The sequence below is a fragment of the Burkholderia sp. MSMB0856 genome (assembly GCF_001524645.2).
Classification (GTDB): domain Bacteria; phylum Pseudomonadota; class Gammaproteobacteria; order Burkholderiales; family Burkholderiaceae; genus Burkholderia; species Burkholderia diffusa.
The window spans coordinates 853,533-876,393 of the sequence record NZ_CP013429.1 but is presented as its reverse complement, the minus strand read 5'-3'; the positions used below and the strand labels follow the sequence as shown (position 1 = coordinate 876,393).

Sequence of the window (22,861 nt, the reverse complement as noted above, 5' to 3'; positions counted from 1 at the left end):
AGTATCAAGACATTCACATGAGCGTGATCAAGATAATTGTTGCCGGTGGCCACGCTGCCATGCGCGTGGTCGATCCCGGTCGCACGGATCCCGTTGCGACGACCAGGATCGAGGCGACGCCGAACGCGCGCTACATCCTTGCCGATGCGGAAACGGGCAAGCCCCTGCAGGGCATCATGGTGCAGCGGCACGGCGACGATCTGTTGCTGAGTACGGACGGCAATGCATCGCCGCAGATCGTGATCGAGCATTACTACGGTTCGAACGGGCAGTTGCTCGCGGCAGGCGAGAGCGAACAGTACTACGCGTACGACAACCCGGAGGGCGGCGTGGCCACGCTGGCGGACGGCGAGGCGGCCACGCTTGCCGTGCCTGGCCTAGCGGCCGCCGAACCGGGCGTACCGCATGTCAACTGGACCACGTTCGGCCTCGGCGCGTTCGGCGTGGCCGCGGCCACGGCAGGCGCGGTGGCCGCGGCGTCGGGTGGCGGTGGCGATGGCGGTGGCGATGGGGCGGAATCGCCCCGCGCCGTGTCCTCAAGCGACGACGCGACGCGGCCACCGGCGCCGGCCATCCGCTATCTGGTTGACGATGTCGAACCCGTGATCGGCCGGGTCGGCAATGGCGGGATGACGAACGATCCGTGCCCGACGGTCGAGGGAACGGGAAAGGTGGCTGGTGACACGATTCTCGTGTACGTGGACGACACGCTGGTTGGTTCGACGACCGTGTCCGCAGACGGCACCTGGTCGTTCCGGCTGGAGGCGAGCAGGCCATTGCCGGATGGAACGCACGGGCTGCACGCGGTTGAGGTGGGCGCCAACGGGCAGTCAAGCGCGGCATCCGAGCGCTTCGAGGTCACGGCGGGGCCGGCCGTGCCGAGTCGTCCGCTGCTCGACTGGGTGCTCGATGACGCGGAGCCGCACGTCGGCATCGTGAACCGGGGCGGCGTCACCAACGATGCGACGCCGACGCTCCAGGGGCGCGGCGAAATCGGTACGACGGTCTATCTCTACGACAACGGCGGAAGCGACCCGATCGGCAGCACGACGATCGACGAGCGCGGGACGTGGTCGTTGACGCTCGCCCATCCCATGGAAGATGGAGAACACAGCTTCACGGCTGTTTCGATCAATCGCTTCGGCCATGAGAGTGCTGTATCGCGTGCGTACGCGGTGACCGTCGATACGACGCCGCCCGCGCAACCAACGATCGATTCCGTATATGACGACATCGGGCCGGTGCAGGGTCCGGTCGACAACCCCGGATATACAGACGACGCGGCGCCGGTACTGTCGGGCAAGGCGGAGAAGCACACAGTCGTGCGGATTTACGATGGCGACGACGTGCTGGGATCGACCACCGCGGACGATCACGGCAATTGGGTCTTCATGCCCGGTTTGCCGCTGGCGGACGGCCGGCACGAGCTCACGGCAGTCGCAATGGACGCGGCGGGCAACAGCAGTGTGGCCAGCGAGATCCATACCGTGACCGTCGATACGACGGGACCGGGAACCGTTACGATCGTCGCCGTGATCGACGATGTCGAGCCGCAGACGGGGACGGTCGCGAATGGCGGCTTCACGAACGATGTGCGCCCGACCCTGCAGGGCGTCGCGAAGCCGAACGCCGCGGTGACGATTCGGGATGGCGACACGGTGATCGGCACCGCAACGGCGGACGAGCTGGGAAACTGGCGATTCACGCCGGATTCGGCTCATGCGCTGGCGGAGGGCCCGCACACGCTGACGGCGCAGGCTGTCGATCTGACCGGACAGCAGAGCGAACCGTCCGGCCAGTATGAGATTGTCGTCGATACGACGCCGCCTGATCAACCGACGGTCGACACTGTGATCGATGATGTCGGCCCGGTGCAAGGCACGATCCAGAATAACGGCTATACGGACGACACGAAACCGGCCTTGTCAGGGCATGCCGAAGCCCGCGCCCACGTGACGATTCTCGACGGCACCCACGTACTGGGTACCGTGATGGCGGACCTGGACGGCCACTGGACGTTTACGCCGCCGCAAGCGCTGAGCGAAGGCAAACATGCCTTTACCGTGGTGGCGCGCGACGCGGCCGGCAACGCGAGCGTCGCGAGCGACGCGTTCGTCGTGAATGTCGACACCGCAGCGCCGCGGCCGCCCGTGATTACCAAGATCATGGACGATGTCGGCTCGCTCGTCGGGAATGTCATCGAGTTCGGCATCACGGACGATTCGAAGCCGATGTTCGGCGGCACATCCGAACCGTTCACGCGAGTGACGCTGTACGCGGAGTGCGGCGGCAGGACGGAGGTGCTCGGTTCCGTGCAGGCGGACGAGCGCGGTAATTGGGTGCTGGTGCCGGATGACGACTTGAATGACGGCATCTACCATGTGAGCGCATCGGCGACCGACCGGGCCGGCAACGTCAGCGACTTGTCGCCGGCCTGCACGATCCAGATCGACACGACGTTGCCGCGCCCGCCGTGGATCACCGATGTGATCGATGGGGTCGGGGCGGTGACGGGGCCGCTCAATCACGACGGCACGAGCGTAACGGACGATTCCCGTCCGACGATCAAGGGCACGGCGGATGCGTATGCGCTGGTCTATATCTATGACAAGACTGGCCGCGAACCGACCCTGATCGGCAGCACGAAGGCAGATGCCGGCGGCAAGTGGCTGTTCGAACCGGGCGGCGAACTGGTCGATGGCAAGCACGAGATCACGGCGCGGGTGCAAGGGGCGACCGGCGTATTGAGCGATCCCAGCGACGGGTTCGGATTCAAGGTCGAAGCGGCCGTGTCGCCCACGCCGAGCGCGCCGGAAATCACGGCGATCTACGACGATGCCATCCACATCATCGATCCGAACGGCACGACGGACGCGGTGCGTCCATACATCGTCGGAAAGGCTACACCGGGTTTCACGATCTACATTTACGAGGATGCTCAAGACCTGATGGGGTCGACGGTGGCCGACCAGCAGGGGCACTGGTCGTTCCGGCCGAATGACGGCCTGGATGGCGGGGTTCACTCCTTTTCCGCGATCTCGGAGGGGCCAGACGGCGAAACCTACGGCCCAAGCAACAGCTACGCGATCGAGATCGAGGACGCGTGGTACCGGCTGGATTCGCTGTTTGTCGCATCGTCCGCAGACGACGTCGCGCAGGCGGCGCAGCATTCGGCGCCCCATGACGTCACGAACCCGGCGGCGCCCCGGCATGCCGCGCAGGTGACGGATCCCGAACACGATGGGTCCGATCGCGCGACGAGCGACGCGAAGGTGCAGCGCGACACCGGCGAGTCGGCCCATCGTCACGGCGACGCCGCCTCGGCGGTCGACGCGTCGGTCGACAAAGCTGGCGGCGATACGAACGCCCTCCCGGCGGCTGACCGGCCCGCTCCTGCCGCAGCGCTTTCGCAGGAGGGCATGGATGCGCGCGCGCCGTCGGGCATGGCGCGCCACGACGCGGCAGGCGAGCCGTCCGCGCAATGCGCCGCGCACGAGACCGATGCGGACATGCTGACCATCGGTGACGCCGGCGTGTTGAAGCTGTCGCTGTTCGACGTGTTGCAGGACGGTGCGCCCGACCTGTTCGGCGACGACGGCCACGCGCAACTGCGGGTCAACGGCCAAGTGGGCGACGTGCTCGATCTGTCGGACCTCGACATTGGCGGGCATGACTGGGCCGCACACGGCGATGCGGTGATCGACGGAGTCGCATACACGGTCTACGAGAACGGGGCGCAGCACGCGGAGCTGCTGGTTCAGCATGGCATCGATACGCACTTCACATGATGTCGATCCACACGCGCGGACGCGTGCGGTCGGCGCGGCGCGCGCATGCTGCGCCGCCGGACGCTGGCGCGCCAATTTGGGGCGCGTCGCCGAGTGTCGGCGTGCCGTCATCCATGCCCGTCGCCGCCGGCGACGGCATATTCGGCTGAATAGCTATGTCACCTGTTAGATTCCCCGCGCGTGCCGTCGGGCGGCCCGGCAAACACGCCGCTCTTTTCATGGATGCCGTGCGCCATCTGGAGGCCGGCGACGCGGCCGGCGCGGCGCGGCTGTTTCGTGCGGTGCTGGCGCGTGAGCCGCGTCATGCGGACGCGCTGCATATGCTGGGTGTCTCGTGCCACCTGTCCGGACACCACGACGATGCCGTTGATCACATACGCGCGGCGCTGCATATCCGTCGCTCGGCCGCCTTCCTCGCCGATCTCGCGCTTGCGCTTGGTGCGCTCGGTCGTGATCCGGAAGCCGCGACGGCCTACCGCGATGCCATCGGCATGGGCTTGCGGCAGGCGCGCCTGCACAACAACCTCGGCAATCTGCTGAACCGGATGCGCGATCGCCAGGGGGCCATCGAGCAATACCGGCTGGCGATCGACGTCGATGCGCGCTATGCGCTGGCACACAAGAATCTCGCGATCGTGTACGCGGAGGCGGGAGCGCATGCTGATGCGCTTGCCGCGTTCGAGCATGCATTGCAACTCGACGGCGACCTGACCGATGCGTGGCTGGGCTATGGCAGCCTGCTCGAGCGGTTGCACCGGCTTCCCGAAGCCGAGCGGGCCTATCGCCGTGCACGACGCTGGGAGTCCGTGCGCCACGTGCGTCGCCAGCTCGCGCGCTGGGATGATCTGGCGGCGCTCGATTCGGCCGTGGCGGCGGCGCTGGCAGAGCCGCGTGCGCCGGCGATGACACCGTGGGTGCTGCTGAACCTCCCCGGCGTCTCGGCAACCGGCCAGCGGGATGCCGCGCGCCGGTTTGCCGCGAGTCGCTGGGCGAGGGAACTGACGGCCGCGCCGCTCGTGTCGCGTGGCAGCGCCCGTGCCGGCGGGGGCCGGTTGCGCATCGGCTACCTGTCCGCGGACTTCAAGGAGCACGCGACGATGCACTTGCTCGCCGGGGTGCTCGAGCGGCACGATCCTGCCCGCGTCGACGTGCATCTGTACTCGTACGGGCCGGCAGGTGACGATGCGTACCGCGCGCGCATCGCGCGGATGCCGGCCGAATTTCACGAGGTCCGGTCGCTGTCGGACGCCGATGCGGCCGATCGCATTGCGCGCGACGCGATCCAGATCCTTGTCGACCTGAAGGGGTACACGACGGGGGCGCGGCCGGGCATCCCGGCACGGCGCCCCGCTCCCGTCATCGTCAGTTGGCTCGGCTATCCGGGGTCCCTCGGCGAGCCGCGGCTGGCCGACTATCTGATCGGCGACGCGGTCGTGACGCCGATCGACGCCGGTGCAGCGTACAGCGAGACGCTTGCGTTGATGCCGGACTGCTACCAGCCGAACGATGTCCTGGAGCGCGATACGGCAACGCCGTCGCGGGCCGATGCGGGCTTGCCCGAGCACGGCTTCGTGTTCTGCAGCTTCAATCAGACATTCAAGTTCGACCCGGACATGTTTGCCGTCTGGTGCGAACTCCTGAACACCGTGCCTGGCAGTGTGCTGTGGCTTGCCCGGCCAGATGACGCCGAGGCGCAGACGCGTCTGCGCGATGCCGCGCAGGCACATGGCGTCGATCCGTCGCGCGTGATCTTCGCGGCGCGCCTGGCGCGCGATGCACATCTCGCCCGGTTGCGTCTCGCCGATCTTGCGCTCGATACGTATCCGGTCGGCTCGCATACGACGGCGAGCGACGCATTGCGTGCCGGCGTGCCGATGGTGACGCGTATCGGCGAGACGTTCGCGAGCCGCGTCGGCGCGAGTCTGCTCCGAAGTGTCGGGCTCGGGGAACTGGTGACGGACAATCTGCACGCGTATCGCGACGTCGCGCGCGCGCTCGCCACCAATCCGGCCCGGTTTGCAAGCGTCCGTGCGACGCTCGACGAGCGGCGGCACCATGGGCCGCTATTCGATCCCGCACGATTCGCTCACCAGCTCGAACGCTTGTATCGCGCAATCTGGGCGCGCGAGACGTGTGGCACGGAGGCGGACGGACGCCCCATCGTGCTCGATGCATCGATGATATGAAACGAGCAGTCAAAGGCGCACGTGCGACAGGTGCGCTACCGAGCCGGGCGACGTATCGCGCCGGAGCGTTGTCGCGCGTGCGCGCGGCTCATCTTGACCGGCACGGTCGGCCCTGAGCGGGCCGCGCTCGGCCCATCCACTTATCTGACTCGTCATCTTTCAACTGCCGCACCGTCTCTTTAGAATTTTCTGAGTCGATATTCGGCATTCGAGAATATATGAGGCCGGCAATGGCGGAAACGTGCAAGACACATTCCCCGCCGAGCCCGGATTCGATGCGTGTCGCGTGTTCCACGCGTGCCGCTCCAATGCGTGCCACAGCAGCAGGAAAACGAAGGATGAGTGCAAGTACCACGCCTGACCAGGCAGACCGGAATGAGGATGTCCGGAAGAGCAGTGAAACGACTTACCAGGACAGCTTGATGGACTGCGTCGCGTGGATGTGCGAGCGCTACGGTTTCGGCAAAAGTCGCGACGCGATCACGGCCGGGTTGCCCAAGTTCGGCTTTCTGTCACCGTCGATGGCGCTCGATGCATTCGCGAACGCCGGGATGCAGGCGGGGCTAGTCGAACGCGAGCTGCGGATGTTGCCCGGCCATCTGATGCCGATGTTGCTGGTGCGCAAGGACAAGGGCGGTTGCATCTTGCTCGGCGTGCGGCGCGATCCGGACGCCGAGCGGCGCGGGGCGCTCCTGTGTCAGGTCTGGATGCCCGAGATCGCGGGGGGGGCCGTCGAATACAGCGACGAACAGCTGATCGAGATCTACGGCGGTTTCGCGATTCTCGTGAAGCCGGCGGCAAAGGTCGACACGCGTGCGGGCGAAGTAACCCCCGAGCCGATCGGTCACTGGCTGTTCAAGACCGTATGGCGCTATCGCCGTTTCTACTACAGTGCGGCGGTCGGCGCGGTGCTGATCAACGTGCTGGGTCTAGCGTCCATTTTCTTCACGATGAATGTCTACGATCGCGTCGTGCCGAACCAGGCATTCGTCACGCTCTGGTCGCTGGCGATCGGCGTGGCGGTCGCGATGGCATTCGAGGGAATATCACGCTATACGCGCTCGCACTTGCTCGATGCGGCAGGCAAGAAAGCCGATCTGGTGATGGGCACGATCCTGTTCCGCAAGGCATTGTCGATCCAGATGGAGCATAAGCCTCAGTCATCCGGATCGTTCGCGAACCAGTTGCGCGAATTCGAATCGGTGCGCGACTTCGCGACGTCGGCGACGCTGTCTGCGGTAACCGACCTGCCATTCGTGCTGTTGTTCGCGGGCGTGATTTTTGCGGTGGGCGGCCCTCTTGGCTGGATTCCCGCGCTGATGATCCCGATCATCGTCGGCATCAGTGTGACGATCCAGTGGCCGCTGGCACGTGCGATGAAGGAAAGTCTGCGTGAAGCATCGCTCAAGCAGGGAGTCCTGATCGAGTCGATCGAAGGCCTTGAGACGCTCAAGGCTGTCGGCGGAGAAGGTTACATGCAGAAGCGCTGGGAAACGTTCAGCGCGATGCAGTCGGCAACGTCCCAGCGTACGAAGACGCTGTCGTCGCGCGCGATGACGATCGTGCAATTCCTTCAGCAGGTGCAAACGGTTGTGCTCGTCGTCACGGGCGTTTATTTGATTACCGAGGGGCGCTTGACACAGGGGTCGTTGATCGCATCGGTGATGCTTGCCAGCCGCGCAACGGCGCCACTCAACGCGGTGATGGGTCTCGCATTGAGATTTCAGCAGGCGAAGGCCGCGTTCGAGTCGCTGAACCGACTGATGGAGATGCCGTCGGAGCGCGATCCGAGCCGGGAATACCTCACGAATCCGCCGCTCGTGGGGCGCGTCGAACTGAAGGATGTGCGCTTTTCGTATCCGGCGCCGCCGATGCAGCCGAACCCGGAAATCCTGAAAGGCATCCACCTCGCGATCGAGCCGGGCGAGCGCGTGGCCGTGCTCGGCCGGATTGGAAGCGGAAAGTCGACGTTATTGCGCGTGATGGGGCGGATGTACATGCCGACGCAAGGTGCGATGTTTCTCGGCGGGCTTGCCGTCGAGCAGATCGATCCGGCCGACTGGCGCCGAGCGGTCGGCTATGTCGGGCAGGACGGACGGTTGTTCTACGGTTCGCTGCGTCAAAACGTCATGATTGCGCGGCCTGACGCGACGACGGAAGAATTGCTGCGGGTGTTGAAGCTGACCGGACTGGATCATGTCGCCGCTCGGCATCCCATGGGCGTCAACCTGCCGATCGGTGAGGGCGGGGCGGGATTGTCCGGTGGACAGCGGCAGCTCGTTGCACTCGCACGCACGCTGTTGACGCATCCGCAACTGTTGCTGCTCGACGAACCGACGAGCGCGATGGATACGCAGACCGAAGCGGCCTTCATCGAACACCTCGCGCGAGCAACGGCAGGACAGACGCTGATCGTCGTCACGCATCGGCCGTCGCTGCTTTCGCTCGTCGATCGCATTGTCGTTGTGGAAGATGGGCGGATCGTCGCGGACGGCCCGAAGGAGGAGATTCTTGCACGGCTCGCCAGCCAGGGCGAGGCGGGCGCGCAGGATGCCGTCCGCGCCCGGCCCGCGCGCACGATACGGATGCGGCCCGCGCACCCGGGCGACGTGCCGGGTGCCGCGCCAGCGAGCGCAGCCGACCGGATGGAGCACAGCACATGATCGCGAAATGGAGGGCGCGGCGGCCGGGCCGCAAGCTGACGATGAGCAAGGCCGAGCGCGAGTACATGAGCGACATGCGCGAGGCGTTGCTCACGCAATCGTCGCCGGGCTCGAAGGTAATTCTGTACGTCATCGCGGCGCTGCTGGCCGTGTTTGTGATCTGGGCCAAGATCGCCCGTGTCGAGGAAATCACGCAGGGCGAAGCGACGGTCATATCGCGCTCTCGCGAGCAGGTCATCCAGAGTCTGGAGGGTGGGATTCTCGAAGAGATGAACGTGCGCGAAGGCGACATCGTCAAGAAGGGGCAGGTGTTGCTCAAGATCGATCCGACACGCGCACAGACGAGTTACCGTGAAGCGTATTCGAAGGCGATCGGCCTGAGGGCAACGCTCGCACGGCTTCGCGCCGAGGCATTCTCGCAGCCACTGGTATTTCCGCCAGAGGTGCGTGGCGAGACGGATGTCGTGCAGATGGAGACGAAGGCGTACAACGCGCGCAGGCATGCACTCGAAGAGTCGATCGCGGCACTCGAGCGCAGCTATGCGCTGCAGCAGAAGGAAATTGCGCTCGCCGCACCGCTCGCGGAGAAAGGCCTGATGTCCGACGTCGAACTGCTGCGGATGAGGCGGGCGGCAAACGAGCTGAAGTCCCAGATGGTCGAACGCCGTAACCGTTACCAGGCCGATGCGAACTCGGAGTTGACCAAGCTTGAGTTGGAACTTGCGCAGACGAACGAGTCGTTGATCGGTCGGCGCGACGTGCTGTCCCGGACGACGATCGTCGCACCTGTGTACGGTACGGTGAAGAATGTGCGTGTGAATACGATCGGCGGGGTGATTCAGCCAGGCGAGCACATTCTCGAGATCGTGCCGTTGGAGGATCAGTTGCTGGTCGAAGGCAAGATCAAGCCGTCGGACGTAGCGTTTCTGCGGCCTGGACAGGCTGCGATGGTCAAGATCACCGCTTACGATTTCGGCATTTACGGCGGACTCAAGGGCAAGGTGGAGTACATCAGTCCGGACACGCTGAAGGACGACGCAAAGGCTGCGACCGGCAAGGACGCGACCTTTTATCGAGTACAGGTGCTGACGGACAGGGCCTATCTCGATGCCGGCGGCAAGCATTTGCCGATCCTGCCGGGGATGATCGCGCACGTCGAGATCCGCACCGGCGAAAAGACCATTCTAGATTTCCTGCTCAAGCCGATTTTCAAAGCGCGCGAAGCATTCCGGGAGCGATAAGCCATGCCATCTACTCACCAGTGCGCCGATGCAGCCGTGCGCAGCGGAGTTTTCTCCGATTTGCCGTTTCGACGCACGACGCTGTCGCTGCTGCTCGCAACCGGCATGATGGCCGTCTCGCACTCGAGCTCGGCCGCCCTGGTCGAATCGGCAGGCGGTGCCGATCCGGTTGCAGGCGACGAATCGAAGCACGCCGAGCCGTCGGAGAAAGTCGTCACCATTTCGTTATCCGATGACCGTGAAAGCGCCGAAAACCTGACACGTTCAACCCGCGCGGAGCGCACGCAGCGGCTCGAGGCACGCAAGGCAATGCGTACCGCGCGCGCATTGCGCATTGCGTCCATGCTGCAAGCCGAGCGGGCGGCCAGGGCGAACGGCCAAGTCGCGTCGATCGGCGCGGGCAGTCGCGCCGCACCGCCGCCGCGATCGGCCAGAGGTTCGGCGGGCGGACGGGCGTGGACTGATGTCAGCCAGCGGGGCGTGCATGAGGATGTATCGACAGGGTTTGTCATGTCGGGCGTCTCGACACGCTCGGATGCACCGTCGGCGGCCGGTACGGCAACAGGCGCGCTGCGGGAAATACCGCGGCCGGCACCGACGGACGAAGGTGCGGCCGGTCGGTCGGCGGCGATCCGGCCGGATATCGGTGCATTACCGCCGGATCTGGCAGGTGCGTCGGCTTCGTCCGTCCAGCCGGGCTGGGATGCGGTGACCAGGCAGGCGGCGGTCCGGATGCGCGCCCGCACGCTCACGGCGCACCCCAGCAAGCCCGAATCGCTGTTGCGGAATGGTGGCGCGTCGCTGGCATCGGCTGCGAATGGTCGGGTCACACTCGCGGAGATGATCAATGCCGAGCGGCGCGAGCGGGTTTATCCCGCTGCGTTTGATCCGCGTCTTAACCTTGTAGGCTCGGCCGCGATGCCAGGTACGCGTTCGCAGGCGGAACTCGCACGCGACTGGATGGCGGCGCCTGTCGATGGAGACGTTCGCGATCGCTTGCCGCCGCAGAGTGATCTGCGTCCGATTTTTCTCGCGGCGGTCGAGGCGGCGTTCGATCGCAGTCCGCAGATTCAGCTTGCAAATGCGTCATATCGGGCACAAATGGCCGACGTGGACGAAGTCAAGGGCCGGCGCTGGCCGCAACTGCAATTCTCGTCGCGTTCGAGGTCTGTCGAATTCGGTGGCTCGACGCGTAATTCAGCCGGGCACGGCACGGCGATCACAGCAAATGTGACAACGTCGATCTTCGACTGGGGCTATCTGTCGAAGTCGATCAAGAGCCGTCAGAAGACGGCTGACGCGGGCAAGGAATACTACGATGGGCAACTCGAGAATTCGGCGTACACGGTCACGACGGCGATGGCCGAACTGGCCAAGCAGCGGCTGTTGATCACGGTTAGCCAGCAGTTCGTGGACCGAATGCAGCAACTCGTCACGATGCTCGCCCAGATCGTCGCGGTCGATCGCGGGCGGGCGAGCGAGTTGACGCAGGCGAAGGCGCGGTTATTGCAGGCTCAGGCTTCGCGTGATGCGGTAGCCGCGAAGGCGCGCGACACCGAGCTGACGCTGCGCAAGCTGGTGGGCGAGCGGCCGCTGAATTTGCCGCTGGCGTCGGCATGGAATATTGTGCCGGCTCCACTGGAGCTGTTGCTGTCGGATATGGACAAGCATCCGCAGATCCGCCAGGCACGGGCCGAGGCACAGGCGGCCCAGTTGCAGGCAGAAGCGGTGCGCGTGTCGTCTCGGCCTTCGATCAACTGGATTGTGAGCAAGACGATCGGTCGCGATGAGATCGACCGCACCCAGCCGTTCCAGACGATGCTGACGCTCAACTGGAATGCGTTCCAGGGCGGATCGGCGAAGGCCGCGGAAATTGCCGCGCTGGAGCGCGCGCGCGCGAGTGAGCAGAAGATCGAACAGGCGCGGCTCGACCTGGGGTATGCGATTCGCGCGGCCGACGAGGACGCACGCACGTTGCTCAACCGGGCCGGTCTTTACGGCAACCTCGTCGGTGAGACCGATAGCGTGCGCAAGGCGTTCTTCGATCAGTGGTATCACCTCGGCAAGCGCACGCTGCTTGATGTGTTGCAAGCCGAAAGCGATCACTACGGCAATCGCGTAAACGAAATCACGACGCGTTTCGACGGCTATCAGGCCGTGTTTCGCGAGTTGAGCAGCGCGGGCGAGTTGATCCGCTGGCTAAAGGGAACGGTATGAGCACGCCGCCGCACAACACACACCTGCGCATCGCATTGCTTGACTCACATGAGCTCGTGCGCTACGCCTTGCGCACACGGATTGAACAAGAGCCGGCGTGGACGGTGGCGGCCGTCTTCCGACAGGCGGCCCAGTTGCTCGACGCGCTCGCGGACGGCGCATGTTTCGATCTCGTTCTCATGAACCATGTGCTCGATACGAACGATGGGCTCGATCTCGTATGCACCTTGCGCGCGAACTTCCCGACGACACGCATTCTGGTCTGTTCCGAGTACGAGCGCGCGGATACGATCGCGCGGCTATTCGAGCTGGGCGTCAACGGTTTCATCGGCCGCACGCAATCGCTCGACGATCACGCCGAGGCCGTGCGCAAGGTCGCGGCCGGCAACACATACTTCAGCGCGCGAATCATGAGACCGAAGCCGACGACCGATACATTCGCGCACCCGCCGCCTGGTCCAGACGGGGCACCTGCACTCATCTCACGCCCCGATCTCACCGCGCGCGAACGGACCGTGCTCGAATATTACCTGCGCGGTTTGTCCATCACGCAGATAGCCGATCGCGTCGGGCGCAGCTACAAGACCATCAGTTCGCAGAAGCAGTCCGCGTACCGCAAGCTCGGTGTGAGCAATGATGCGGAACTGATCGCGATGCTGTCGCACAACGGCCGTGCATCGCGCGATCGCTATTGAACGCGCCCGCGATGCGATTTCCGAACACGACCTGTGATCTTGCCTCGATTCCATGTACAGCAAGAAGTTCGATCACTTTGTGGCTGTTTTGGGGAGGCAAATGGCAGAAATGCGGTACGGAGACGGCAGTACACGAACGAATTCAAGCCAGCAGTTATTCCTGCTGACGCAAGCGGCCTACAACCTCACGCGCATGAGAACGCTCGCCGCGAAAGCGGCATAGAGGCGAAAGTCGGCGAGGAAATGACATCGAATCGGCCTGAGCCAAGAATCCTACCGCAGCGTCACAAGGGAGCCTGATAGTTCAATCATCATCGATTGATAGAACGCCCGTCGACTATATTCCGGCCCCCGAAGCTGAAGCAAACTACTATCGGCAACTTGAAACAGCTGCCGCTGAACCTGCATTAACTTAAACCAACCAGCCTCGACGATTTCCAGGGCGGTTCAGTGGCGCCGAATACTGCGGCCCCGAGCATGTCAGATCGAGTTCCGGCTAATCCGCGCTAAGTCAGCTCTCGGGGCGTGGCAGGAGCAACGGCTGTTGATCGATGTTTCGCCGCGAATCGCGCAAGCTGTCAATATCATCGATACAGGGTGGGTGAGTCAGAAAGCGTGTCGGAGACGTGTTTGAATTCGTGCGTGCTCCGTCGCGGTCCGCGATACTGATCGCGCTGCTCAAGTGCTGAAGAAATCGTCGAATCCCCGTCGTGACTCAAAGACTATTTGGTAAAGGTCCGCATCCCGTTCAACGCCAATCTTCTGCATCGCCTTCATCTTCTGCGCGCTGATGGTCTGGCGCGTACGTCGCAGCTGTGCCGCGATCTCGCTGACCGACATCCCGGAGACATAGAGCCGCAGCACTTCGAACTCGCTTTTCGTGAGGTTCAGGTGCCGGGATTCAATGCGCTGCTTACGCCGAGCCGCCGATACCTGTGGCGACAGATATTCAGCATTTGCCAGTACAGCATAGACCGCCGAAATCAGATGTGCGACATCGTCGACTTTACTCACTATCGCCTTGACCCCGAGCTTGAGCAGTTTGTTTGCCAACCCGGCACCATCTAGGGCCGTGATCAGGATGATCTGCACGTCGGGAAAATGGGTACGCAGATACGACAGCATCGCAAGCCCGTCGTTGTATCTGCCGTTCGGCATCGCGAAATCAGTAATCAGCAAATCGCACGGCTGACTTGACAATAAGTCAACAATTTCAGTCGAGTTGCCGGCTGTTCCGGTCACGTGAACCGGGCAGAGACTGCGCAAGGTGGCTTCGATTCCGATTAGCACTGCTGGATGGTCGTCGGCAATCACGACATTAAGAGTGTTTGTCGCCAGCATTTAGATGTGCCCCGCTTTAGAGATGTGCCCCCTTCAAATATAGCGATATACCTGAATTCAGGATTTAATACTCGTCCTATTTTCAATGCTTTTTTATGAGACAAGTCATGTGTCTGCCCGGACGGTCAGTTGAAACTCCCCCACATGTGGTCGCGTAAATTCCCCCACCCGGGAAGCAGGATGAAGTGGGTTTTTAGCTCGCTTTCGTTTTGCGCGCAAGCGTTTCGGCGGCTTCCTTGAGGCGATAGCTGCGGCCGTCGAACTCGAGCAGATGGCAGTGATGCATGAGCCTGTCGAGGATCGTGGTGCTCATCGTGTTATCGCCGAGGTAGGCCCCCCAGTCCTGCACGACGCGGTTGGAGGTGACGACGACGCTGCGATGCAGCTTGTAGCGCTGGTGAATCAGCGTTTGCAGTAAGGCGCCGGCGTCATCGGGAATCGTGCGCGACAGGAACAGGTCATCCAGCACGAGCAGATCGCAATCGAGGATGGCTCGCAGCCGGGTTTCACGCTGGGCGGCCGGGCTCAGGGCGTAACGGTTAAAGAAGTCATCGGTCTCGAGATACTGCACCTTGTGGCCTTGCAGCACGGCCTGGTAGGCAACGGCCTTCGCAATGTGCGATTTGCCAGTGCCCGGTTTGCCGATGATCAGCGCGTTCTCGCCGGCGGCGATGAACTTCAGCGCGTGCAGCTGGAAGCAGGCCTGGCGAGGCAGTTTCGGGTTGAAGGACCAGTCGAATTCGGCGAGCGTAAGCTTCTCTTCGAGGCCGGATTGCTGGTAGCGGCGCTCGATGAGCCGGGACTGGCGGCGATCCAGTTCGTCCTGCAGGATCAGCGCGAAGGTCTCGAGGAACGGCTGGTTGGTGCCCTGGGCCTGCAGGATGCGGGTCTCGAGCGTGTCGCGCACGCCGGATAGGCGCAGTTGACTGAGGGCGCGTTCGATTTCGGGTACGGTCATGGTCATGCCTGGGTTTCTCCGGTTGGAGGTTGGGAATCGACGCCGTGCTGCGCGCCGAGGCTAAAGAGTTCGCCGTACTCGGCGGGCGGACGGATCAGGGGGTGATCCTGTGTGAGGGGCAGTGCGAGCTGTGGCGCCTGGTCGAGGCGCTCGAGGGCCTGCTCGAACAGCCGCTCGACGATCGCGCGCACCTGTTTGTAGCGGTAGACATGGTTACGCAACGCGTGATCGCAGGCCTGTTCGACGAGCCGGGCGGGATACTTCTTCGCCAGTCCGACGATGCCCCACATGGCGCGCTGGCCAACACGACCTTCGGCGTCGAACATGTGCTGGCATAGCGCCTTCGTCTGTGGCCCGATGTCGCCGGCACTCGCGAGCAGCAAGGCGGTCTGGCGGGACGGATTGAACGGGCGCTCGTCCTGTGGCAACTCGAGGGAACCGGCTTGCAGGGCACGAGGATGGGTGCGCAGCAGTGCCTGTGTGCGGCGGTCCCGGATCTCGATGGTGGAATCGTAGAGGCGCACCGAGACGAGACTGCCAATCGGCGCGGGCCGCGCCGCATAATTGCTGCGATCGACGCTGACGGTGGTGTCGTCCCAGACGGTACGCACGACCTCGGTGAAGTAGCGGAAGCCAGTGAGCGGCAACGGTCTCAGGCTTGGCTTCTCTTCCTGGAACATCGCCGCGACCTGCCGCCGCGTGCTGCCGTGGATGCGTTTGGCCGCCCAGTTCTCCTCCCAGTGCATCAGGAATTCGTTCTGGGCCTCGAGCGACTCGAAACGCCGGCCGGCGAGCGCGGTACCCTGCGTATGCTGGATCGCGTTCTCTACGGTCCCCTTGCGATTCGGGTCCCGCACGCGAGCCGGATCGGCGACGACGCCGTAATGCTCGAGCATCGCGCCATAGAGCCGGTTGATCTCGGGTTCGTACAGATCAGGCGTGATGACGCCTTCCCGGAGGTTGTCCAGGACGACGTAGCTGACGGCGCCACCGAAGTAGCGGAAGGCTTCTTCATGAAGCTGCGCCCAGACCTGCTTGCTGGACTTCCAGACCACGCGCCGGAAGCTGCGTCGCGAATATCGCAAGGTCATCACGAACAGCCGCGGGCGCCGGTATCGGCCAGTCTTCGGATCGCGGGTCAGTGCGCCTTCGCCGTAATCGACCTGGGCTTCCTCGCCGGGGGCGAACTCGAGACGGTCGAACTGTTCGGGATCGATGTGGCGCAGGGCACGCACGAAACGCTTGACGCTCTCGTAGCGGGCGGTGAAGCCATACTGGTCGACCAGGTCCTGATAGATCGCCTGGGCGTTGCGCTTCAGGCGCACCTGCTGTTCGATCCAGTCGCGATACGGTTCGCACGCCGAGCGCGCGAAATTGAAGGTGGCGGCCGGCGCGGCGGCGTCGACAGCCGGTGGTCGCGGCGGTGGGGGAATTTGCGCGATCGCCGGTTCAAAGCCGGTGGTCACCCCGGGGGAATTTGCGTTCGCGGACTGACGGGCCTCGAAGATCGCCTGGTAGCGGCGGATCGTCTTGCGGTCGATTCCCGTCAGCCGCTCGATCTCTCGCTGGCTCTTGTTGCGCTCGAGTAACGTGAATACGGTGCTTTGCAGGTGCGGCTTCAAGACGTTCAACTCCCCATCCCCTTCTTCTTGTTCGAAGGAGACAAAAATAAACGTCCTGCTACGCCGATCGCGGCCGGCTGACTGCCGGCTCAGGCCGCTAGCCGGCGATCGTTAGGTGGGGGAATTTGAAGTGACCATACCCGGAGGAATTTGACCGACCGCCGGGGTGTGTCTGTGGCGGGTTCGCCAGCCGCGCCACCTTCGCCGCCGCTTCCAACGGCGTCACCGCCGGCATCGTATGTGGCGTGACGCTCGGCGAAAAATACGTCGCGCCGTCGCGCCGACACGACCAGGTGGCCCTTATCGTCGAGCCTGCTGAGGACGCCATGGGCGTCGCTGTGGAAGATCCCCTGGGTTGTCGATCGCCGTCAGGACAATCACCTTCATGCCGGGCCATGTGCGCAGCACACGGATTGAAGCAGCGATAGTCTGTCCACGAAGGGGCCGCCCGCCATGACATAATCGGTGATCAGCACGTCGCAGGGTGTACGCGACAGCAGCGCGATCAGTTCGTCGGTGCGCGCGGTGGCACCGTCGCTCAACGAGCGACACCCCCGACCTGCATGGGAATATTCGTGGCGCCGAAGAGGCGTTAGATCAATCTATCAATTTTAAGGGCACTGCTAGAAGCCAGATGACGCTGCCGAAAGGGACGGTCAGGTCAATGGCGCACACACATGCAGTCATCGCGTGACCCGAAGCGTCGTGACACAAGACGGATTGTGTTCTCGCAGTCAGTCACGAATCTTCGGATGGCGATGGTGTTGATGATCGCGGCGACTCAATTCTGGAAGATAGCGGCAGTATCGAGCCCTGATTCGTAAACCATTTGGTACAGATCCGCGTCCCGCTCGACACCGAGTTTTTGCATTGCCTTAAGCTTTTGCGCGCTGATCGTTTGCTTCGTGCGGTGCAGCCGTGCAGCGATCTCTGTGACCGACATACCCGACACGTATAGGCGTAGCACTTCCAACTCGTTTTTTGTGAGATCGGTTGTCCGGCGGCTGCCACGCGCACTTTTGAGTCCGCGGCTCACGCTGGGCGACAAATATTCGTTGCCCGAGCGCACCGAGTAGATCGAGGATATCAAATGTCCGAGGTCGTCGATCTTGCTGACGATTCCCTTCACACCTAGTTTCAGCAGGCTCCCGGTCAGTATGGTGCTGTCAAGCGCGGTAAACACGATAATCCGCAGATCCGGATAATGCGACCGGATATACGTGAGCATCGTGATTCCGTCGTTGAACTTACCGTCGGGCATCACGAAATCCGTGATCAGCAAGTCGCATCGTCGTTTCTCCAGAAACTCGACGATCTCAGTGGAGTTGCACGCCGAACCGACGATTCGCAACTGCCGCAAGCTGCGCAACGTTGCGTCAATACCAGCCAGGATAAGCGGATGATCATCCGCAATCAGTACGTTGAATGTATTGTTTGCAAGCATGATTTGGCCTCTCCGCATTGATTGATGCATATCAAGTATCAAAATATAGCGGTAGGCCCTGACGCCGTCTGGATGACTTGTCTTATTTTTATTTGAAATAAATAAGACAAGTCTTATTTGCGGTCGAAGTAGTGCGGAGCGCTGGACGCGTCAGCGGGTGATCGGTATGCTGCGTCAGCCGTCAGCCGTCAGCCGTCAGCCGTCAGCCGTCAGCCGTCAGCCGTCAGCCGTCAGCCGTCAGCCGCATCCTTGGTACCTGACGCGACGAGCCCAGTTTCGTATGCGTACTGAAACAGGTCGGCGTCGCGTTCGATGGAGAGCTTTTTCATCGCTTTGATTTTCTGCGCGCTGACGGTTTGCTTTGTACGATTCAACTGCGCGGCGATCTCGCTGATCGATAGACCAGAGGTATAGAGGCGGATGACTTCCGCCTCGCGTGGTGACAACGCTGGCGCGGTGTGGGACGCGATCGCGGTTGCTGCGGTCTTGGCTCGCACGCTGGGGGAATAGTAGGTCGCTCCAGCGTACACGGCATGTGTTGCCGCGATCAGGTGATCGATATCATCGAGCTTGCTGAGCACGCCATCCGCGCCGCTTTTCGACATTTCCTGCAGCATGGCCAGGTTATCGATCGTTGTCAGTACGATTACCTTCATGTCGGGCCATGTGCGCCGCAGGTATTGCAGCAACGGCAGACCGTCCACGAAGCCGCCGCCGGGCATCGCGTAATCAGTGATGAGCACGTCGCATTTGTTACGCGACAACAGTGCGACCAGATCGTCTGTACTCGCTGCCGTGCCGACGATCTCGATCGTCGGCACCCGTCCGAGTTCATAACGGACGCCGGACAGCACGGTGGGATGATCGTCGGCCAAGATGATGCGGATGTTCATGACGGGTCGGGGGATGCGGGGTGGCGCTGCGTATTTAGAGATAAGGCGCGGTTAGTGTAACCGAAGCGTTTCCTGTAGTGAGCCGTATGCTACGGCTTTCAACGAGAATACACTTCGTACCTCGTTGCACCGCGAGATCGGACCCTAATATGCCTCTTCTGCACCAGACACTCGGTGAGCTGCGCCGCTATCACCGCCTTCTGATGACAGGCGGACGCTGTGCCGCTGTACTGGTAATGATCGTTGCGCTTCTCGCCGACGTGACGTTGCTGGTACGTACTTACATCGACGACGAGCGCGAGATGTTCACAATTGCGCACCGACTTGTACGCGGACGTGTCGCTGCGAACGAGCATTCGTTCTTGAACGGGCTGGTTCGTGCGGAACTTTCATGGAGCGACGAGCATGAGGTGCCGGCCAGTCTTATTGCGCGTTTCCGCGCCCGCGGCAACTTACTATCCTGGAAGCCGTTTCCCGCCGAACGGCTGGAATTGCTGATCGCGGCAGCACCGGGTGCGCAGCCGACCGACGACGAGATTGCGCACTACATTCAATTCGCGACCCAGATTGGCCGTGCCAACATTGCGATGTCGAAAGTGCTGGAGCGGCAGTCGACTCAGATTTTCTTCAGCCCCAGTCGCCAGATCGTGGGCATCCTGCCTACATCGTCGATTGATAGTCCGGCCCGGCTGACCAGTGTAGCGGGTCGTACGGCATTCGTGCAGGAGCTTACCGACGGTGCCGAAGCATTGCTCGATGCGGTGCCTCCGCGAGGTCACAACGTGCGACCGATAGTGAACTGGTCGCCGCATCGCTACCGGCTGCCCGATGGCCAGGAGATGCTGCGACTTGCGGCACCTGTCGTTCACCACGGCAGGATCGAAGCGGTGCTCGTGGACGAAGTAGATCCCGCTGATCTGGTGTGGCCGATCCTCGATGGGGCGTACAAAGGCGTGTATGCGATTGTCAATGATAACGGTGACGTCATCGCCACGGCGGCGAAAGAAAAGCCGAACCTGAAATTGCTCGATTACGTGTCGCAGTGGCAGCGGGCGCACGGGCCGGTAGCCGGCAGAGTAGTCGAGCATCGCGACGGTGGCCGCTATCTGCTTGCGCGACGCATCGGTACCACGGGGTATTCGCTCGTCTACAGTTACTCGTGGTTTGATATTGCCGACGCCATCTGGAGCAAAGTGCTCGCTGCGGCCGCCATTTCGTTGGCTGTGCTCGTGGCCATCTGGTTCATGTTGTACCAGCTCAACCGTCGTGTATTCCGTCCCATGTACGCGCGCTCCGAACAAGTGTTCGACAGTGAACGACTAAGCCGTACGGTCATTGAAACGGTACCGGTCGGCATCGGACTCGTGTCCGCGGGAAACGGCGCCCTGCTATACGGTGGATCGTCGCTCCATGCACTGAGTCGCCTGATCGAAGGCGGTATGGACAGGTTGTTGGGCGAGTTGACGAAGCGATATGTGCGGCTGAAAGCGGCACGAGTTGGTGAATCCGACGAAGTGTTCCAGGAAGACGTGATGTTGCCCACGATCGACCGCGGCGAAATCGCGCTGCAGGCGCGCTTCGCACTGGGGCGGTACCTGGGCGAAGACGTAATCGTCGCCGCATTTGTCGATATGACCGCGAACCGCGAACTGCAACAGCAGCTGCGCGACGCGAAGGTCGCCGCCGACCAGGCGAGTGCAGCCAAATCTGCCTTCCTTGCCACGATGAGTCACGAGATTCGCACACCGCTCAACGCGATCATGGGCAATCTAGAGCTGCTCGCTCACTCATCGTTGAATCCACTTCAGCGCGACCGGTTGCGAACGATCCGCACATCGTCCAATGGTCTGCTCGCGATCATCCAGGACGTGCTCGACTTTTCGAAGATCGAGGCGGGCGAAATGCAATTCGAGCGTATCCAGTTCAAGGTGGCCGACGTCATCGAGCGGGCGCTTACGATGTTCGCTCCGGTTGCGCATGCGAAGGGTGTTGAGCTGTACGGCATGTTCGGCGCGTCGATCGATCAGCCGATGCACGGCGATCCGGTTCGCCTTGCACAGGTCGTGCACAACCTGCTGTCGAACGCCATCAAATTTACCGACGAAGGCAAGGTTACGCTCGGCATCGCGTATGAACCCACCGTCGGTGACATAGCCAGTAGCGGCACGCTCGTTGTGACGGTGACCGATACTGGCATCGGTATCGATGCCGAGCAGCGCGCACAGTTGTTCAAGGCGTTTGCGCAGGCTGACTCATCGATTTCCCGACGCTTTGGCGGCACGGGGCTTGGTCTTGCGCTATGCCAGCGTCTGACGGTCGGCATGGGCGGAACGATCGAGTTCGACGGCGATGTCGGCAGGGGTAGCCGCTTTACAGTACGTGTGCCGCTTGATCAGATCAAGTCCTCAGACACGTCGATCATGGCAGACGCACGCATCCTTGCCGGGAAGCGTGTGATGTTGCTGGCTGAGGCGAATGAGTGGCATACGTATGCCGCGACATTGATTGAAGCATGGGGCGCTGAGATCGATGCTTTCCGTCATCCGGATGATCTGCCGGAGGTCAGCGGTCGAGTGCTTGTCATCTGCGGGGATCGCAACGGGTGGTCAGCGGACAGCGAAAACCGCATCGTCGAGGACTGCCAGGCTGTGATCAATTGTGGCGTTAGCTGCCCGTTGCAGCCCGTGCGTGTCGGTCGCGTGGTGACGGTATCGTGTTATGCGCCGGCTGGGCTGCGCGCTGCGCTTGACCATCTGCTGAATAACAAACCGCTCGTACCGCTCGACGAGGCATGCACCGCCGGCGCGTCGGCAGATAGCCATGTCCAGGCGCCGCAGCTCGGCCTGCATGTCCTGGTTGCGGAAGACAATGAGGTTAACCAGCGGTTGTTCGACGAGCAACTGACACTCCTCGGCTGTACGGCTCAAATTGTCGCGGACGGCGTCGATGCATTACGGGTGCTTTCCGATGAAACTTTCGACGTCGTACTCACCGATCTCAACATGCCGCGGATGGACGGCTACGTCCTTGCGCAGATCATGCGTGCGCGCTGGCCACAGACACCAATCGTCGCAGTGACCGCTGACGCAACGGTCGACGAGCGCCGGCGATGTGCCGAACTCGGCGTTCGAACAGTTATCTCCAAACCGCTGTCGCTTGACGGGCTTGCGCGCGTGCTGACGCAGGCCACGGGTGGCGCAGCGCATGGCGTTGGTGACGGCACGAGCGGCGCGTTGCTGGGCGAGCACGCGATGCCGGCCTCGCTCGTCGCGGTGTTTCACAAGTCGTGCACGAAGTCGCTCGAAGTACTGAAGGCGGCGCATGCTCGCGGTGATGTGGCGGCAATGCTGTCGGAGCTGCATTCGCTGAAAGGCGCGTTGGGCATTGTGCAGCAGCATGAGCTTGCGCAGCAATGCAGTGTACTGGAGCGGCAACTCAGGATGGCGGAGCCGGGACAGGCGCACGAGAGCTGGCAACTGCTTTCCCGGTCATTAGAGGCAGTGATTAGCGATCGATCGTTTGGGTAGGTTTTGAATGATGTTGACGTCTCGGCGCCAAGCTGCAAGCGCGAGTGGCTCGATCCAGAAGTTGAATGCTGCCGCAGGCATCGCATGCTCCTCGAGGCCGTCCCTGCTTCGGTTCGTCGCCGGGCAGGTCATTTCGAGGCTGCGCTGCGCGCGATTAGCGCTCGAACGGACACCGCTAGCAGAATCTACGACCTTCAACAGGAGTCGATGGGGCTTGTCACGTTGCCGATTCGACGCTGCGTGGCGGCCACGCGTGCCAATCCGTCAGAAAACAATAGTCGAATTT

Annotated in this window: 13 protein-coding genes; 7 read left to right on the top strand and 6 right to left on the bottom strand. The window is 62.6% G+C overall.

Annotation, left to right across the window (positions count from 1 at the left end; all coding sequences use genetic code 11):
• The first annotated feature begins 17 nt into the window (after window positions 1-17).
• From WS87_RS32650 to WS87_RS32625, 6 genes are all read left to right on the top strand, one after another.
• A complete protein-coding gene (locus WS87_RS32650) occupies window positions 18-3,788 on the top strand; it encodes an Ig-like domain-containing protein (RefSeq protein ID WP_107938245.1) in 3,771 nt (1,256 codons plus the stop codon).
• Window positions 3,789-4,006: 218 nt separating this feature from the next.
• The gene (locus WS87_RS32645) at window positions 4,007-5,974 is read left to right on the top strand and encodes an O-linked N-acetylglucosamine transferase, SPINDLY family protein (RefSeq protein ID WP_059820843.1); all 1,968 of its coding nucleotides are present in this window, start codon (window positions 4,007-4,009) and stop codon (window positions 5,972-5,974) included.
• Between the two features lie 338 nt (window positions 5,975-6,312).
• Window positions 6,313-8,637, top strand: coding sequence for a type I secretion system permease/ATPase (locus WS87_RS32640; protein ID WP_082750773.1), 2,325 nt, complete (start codon window positions 6,313-6,315; stop codon window positions 8,635-8,637).
• Window positions 8,634-9,878, top strand: coding sequence for an HlyD family type I secretion periplasmic adaptor subunit (locus WS87_RS32635; RefSeq protein WP_059820842.1), 1,245 nt, complete (start codon window positions 8,634-8,636; stop codon window positions 9,876-9,878). Before WS87_RS32640 ends, WS87_RS32635 begins: the two co-directional genes overlap by 4 nt.
• 3 nt (window positions 9,879-9,881) lie before the next feature.
• Complete coding sequence (locus WS87_RS34420; protein ID WP_236873287.1) at window positions 9,882-12,095, top strand: TolC family protein; 2,214 nt, start codon at window positions 9,882-9,884, stop codon at window positions 12,093-12,095.
• Window positions 12,092-12,790 carry a response regulator transcription factor gene (locus WS87_RS32625; RefSeq protein ID WP_059820841.1) on the top strand — a complete coding sequence of 233 codons (699 nt, stop codon included), beginning with the start codon at window positions 12,092-12,094 and terminating at the stop codon, window positions 12,788-12,790. The genes WS87_RS34420 and WS87_RS32625 overlap by 4 nt, the downstream gene beginning before the upstream one ends.
• 678 nt (window positions 12,791-13,468) lie before the next feature.
• Here the strand turns inward: WS87_RS32625 and WS87_RS32620 are convergent.
• From WS87_RS32620 to WS87_RS32595, 6 genes are all read right to left on the bottom strand, one after another.
• Entirely contained in the window at window positions 13,469-14,131 is a 663-nt protein-coding gene (locus WS87_RS32620; RefSeq protein ID WP_082750772.1) for a response regulator transcription factor, read from the bottom strand.
• A 193-nt stretch (window positions 14,132-14,324) separates the two neighbouring features.
• Window positions 14,325-15,095 (bottom strand): IS21-like element helper ATPase IstB, encoded by a 771-nt coding sequence (istB, locus tag WS87_RS32615; RefSeq protein WP_059820839.1) that lies wholly within the window; start codon window positions 15,093-15,095, stop codon window positions 14,325-14,327.
• Complete coding sequence (gene istA / locus WS87_RS32610; protein WP_442861422.1) at window positions 15,092-16,759, bottom strand: IS21 family transposase; 1,668 nt, start codon at window positions 16,757-16,759, stop codon at window positions 15,092-15,094. Before istA ends, istB begins: the two co-directional genes overlap by 4 nt.
• 335 nt (window positions 16,760-17,094) lie before the next feature.
• Complete coding sequence (locus WS87_RS33870; RefSeq protein WP_159085744.1) at window positions 17,095-17,253, bottom strand: hypothetical protein; 159 nt, start codon at window positions 17,251-17,253, stop codon at window positions 17,095-17,097.
• A 239-nt stretch (window positions 17,254-17,492) separates the two neighbouring features.
• On the bottom strand, window positions 17,493-18,155 hold the full coding sequence (locus WS87_RS32600) for a response regulator transcription factor (RefSeq protein ID WP_059820837.1): 663 nt from the start codon (window positions 18,153-18,155) through the stop codon (window positions 17,493-17,495).
• A 230-nt stretch (window positions 18,156-18,385) separates the two neighbouring features.
• Window positions 18,386-19,048 carry a response regulator transcription factor gene (locus tag WS87_RS32595; RefSeq protein WP_059820836.1) on the bottom strand — a complete coding sequence of 221 codons (663 nt, stop codon included), beginning with the start codon at window positions 19,046-19,048 and terminating at the stop codon, window positions 18,386-18,388.
• A gap of 149 nt (window positions 19,049-19,197) precedes the next feature.
• On the opposite strand from WS87_RS32595, the gene WS87_RS32590 reads away from it, so the two are divergent.
• On the top strand, window positions 19,198-22,575 hold the full coding sequence (locus tag WS87_RS32590) for a hybrid sensor histidine kinase/response regulator (RefSeq protein WP_059820835.1): 3,378 nt from the start codon (window positions 19,198-19,200) through the stop codon (window positions 22,573-22,575).
• The last annotated feature ends 286 nt before the right edge of the window (window positions 22,576-22,861 follow it).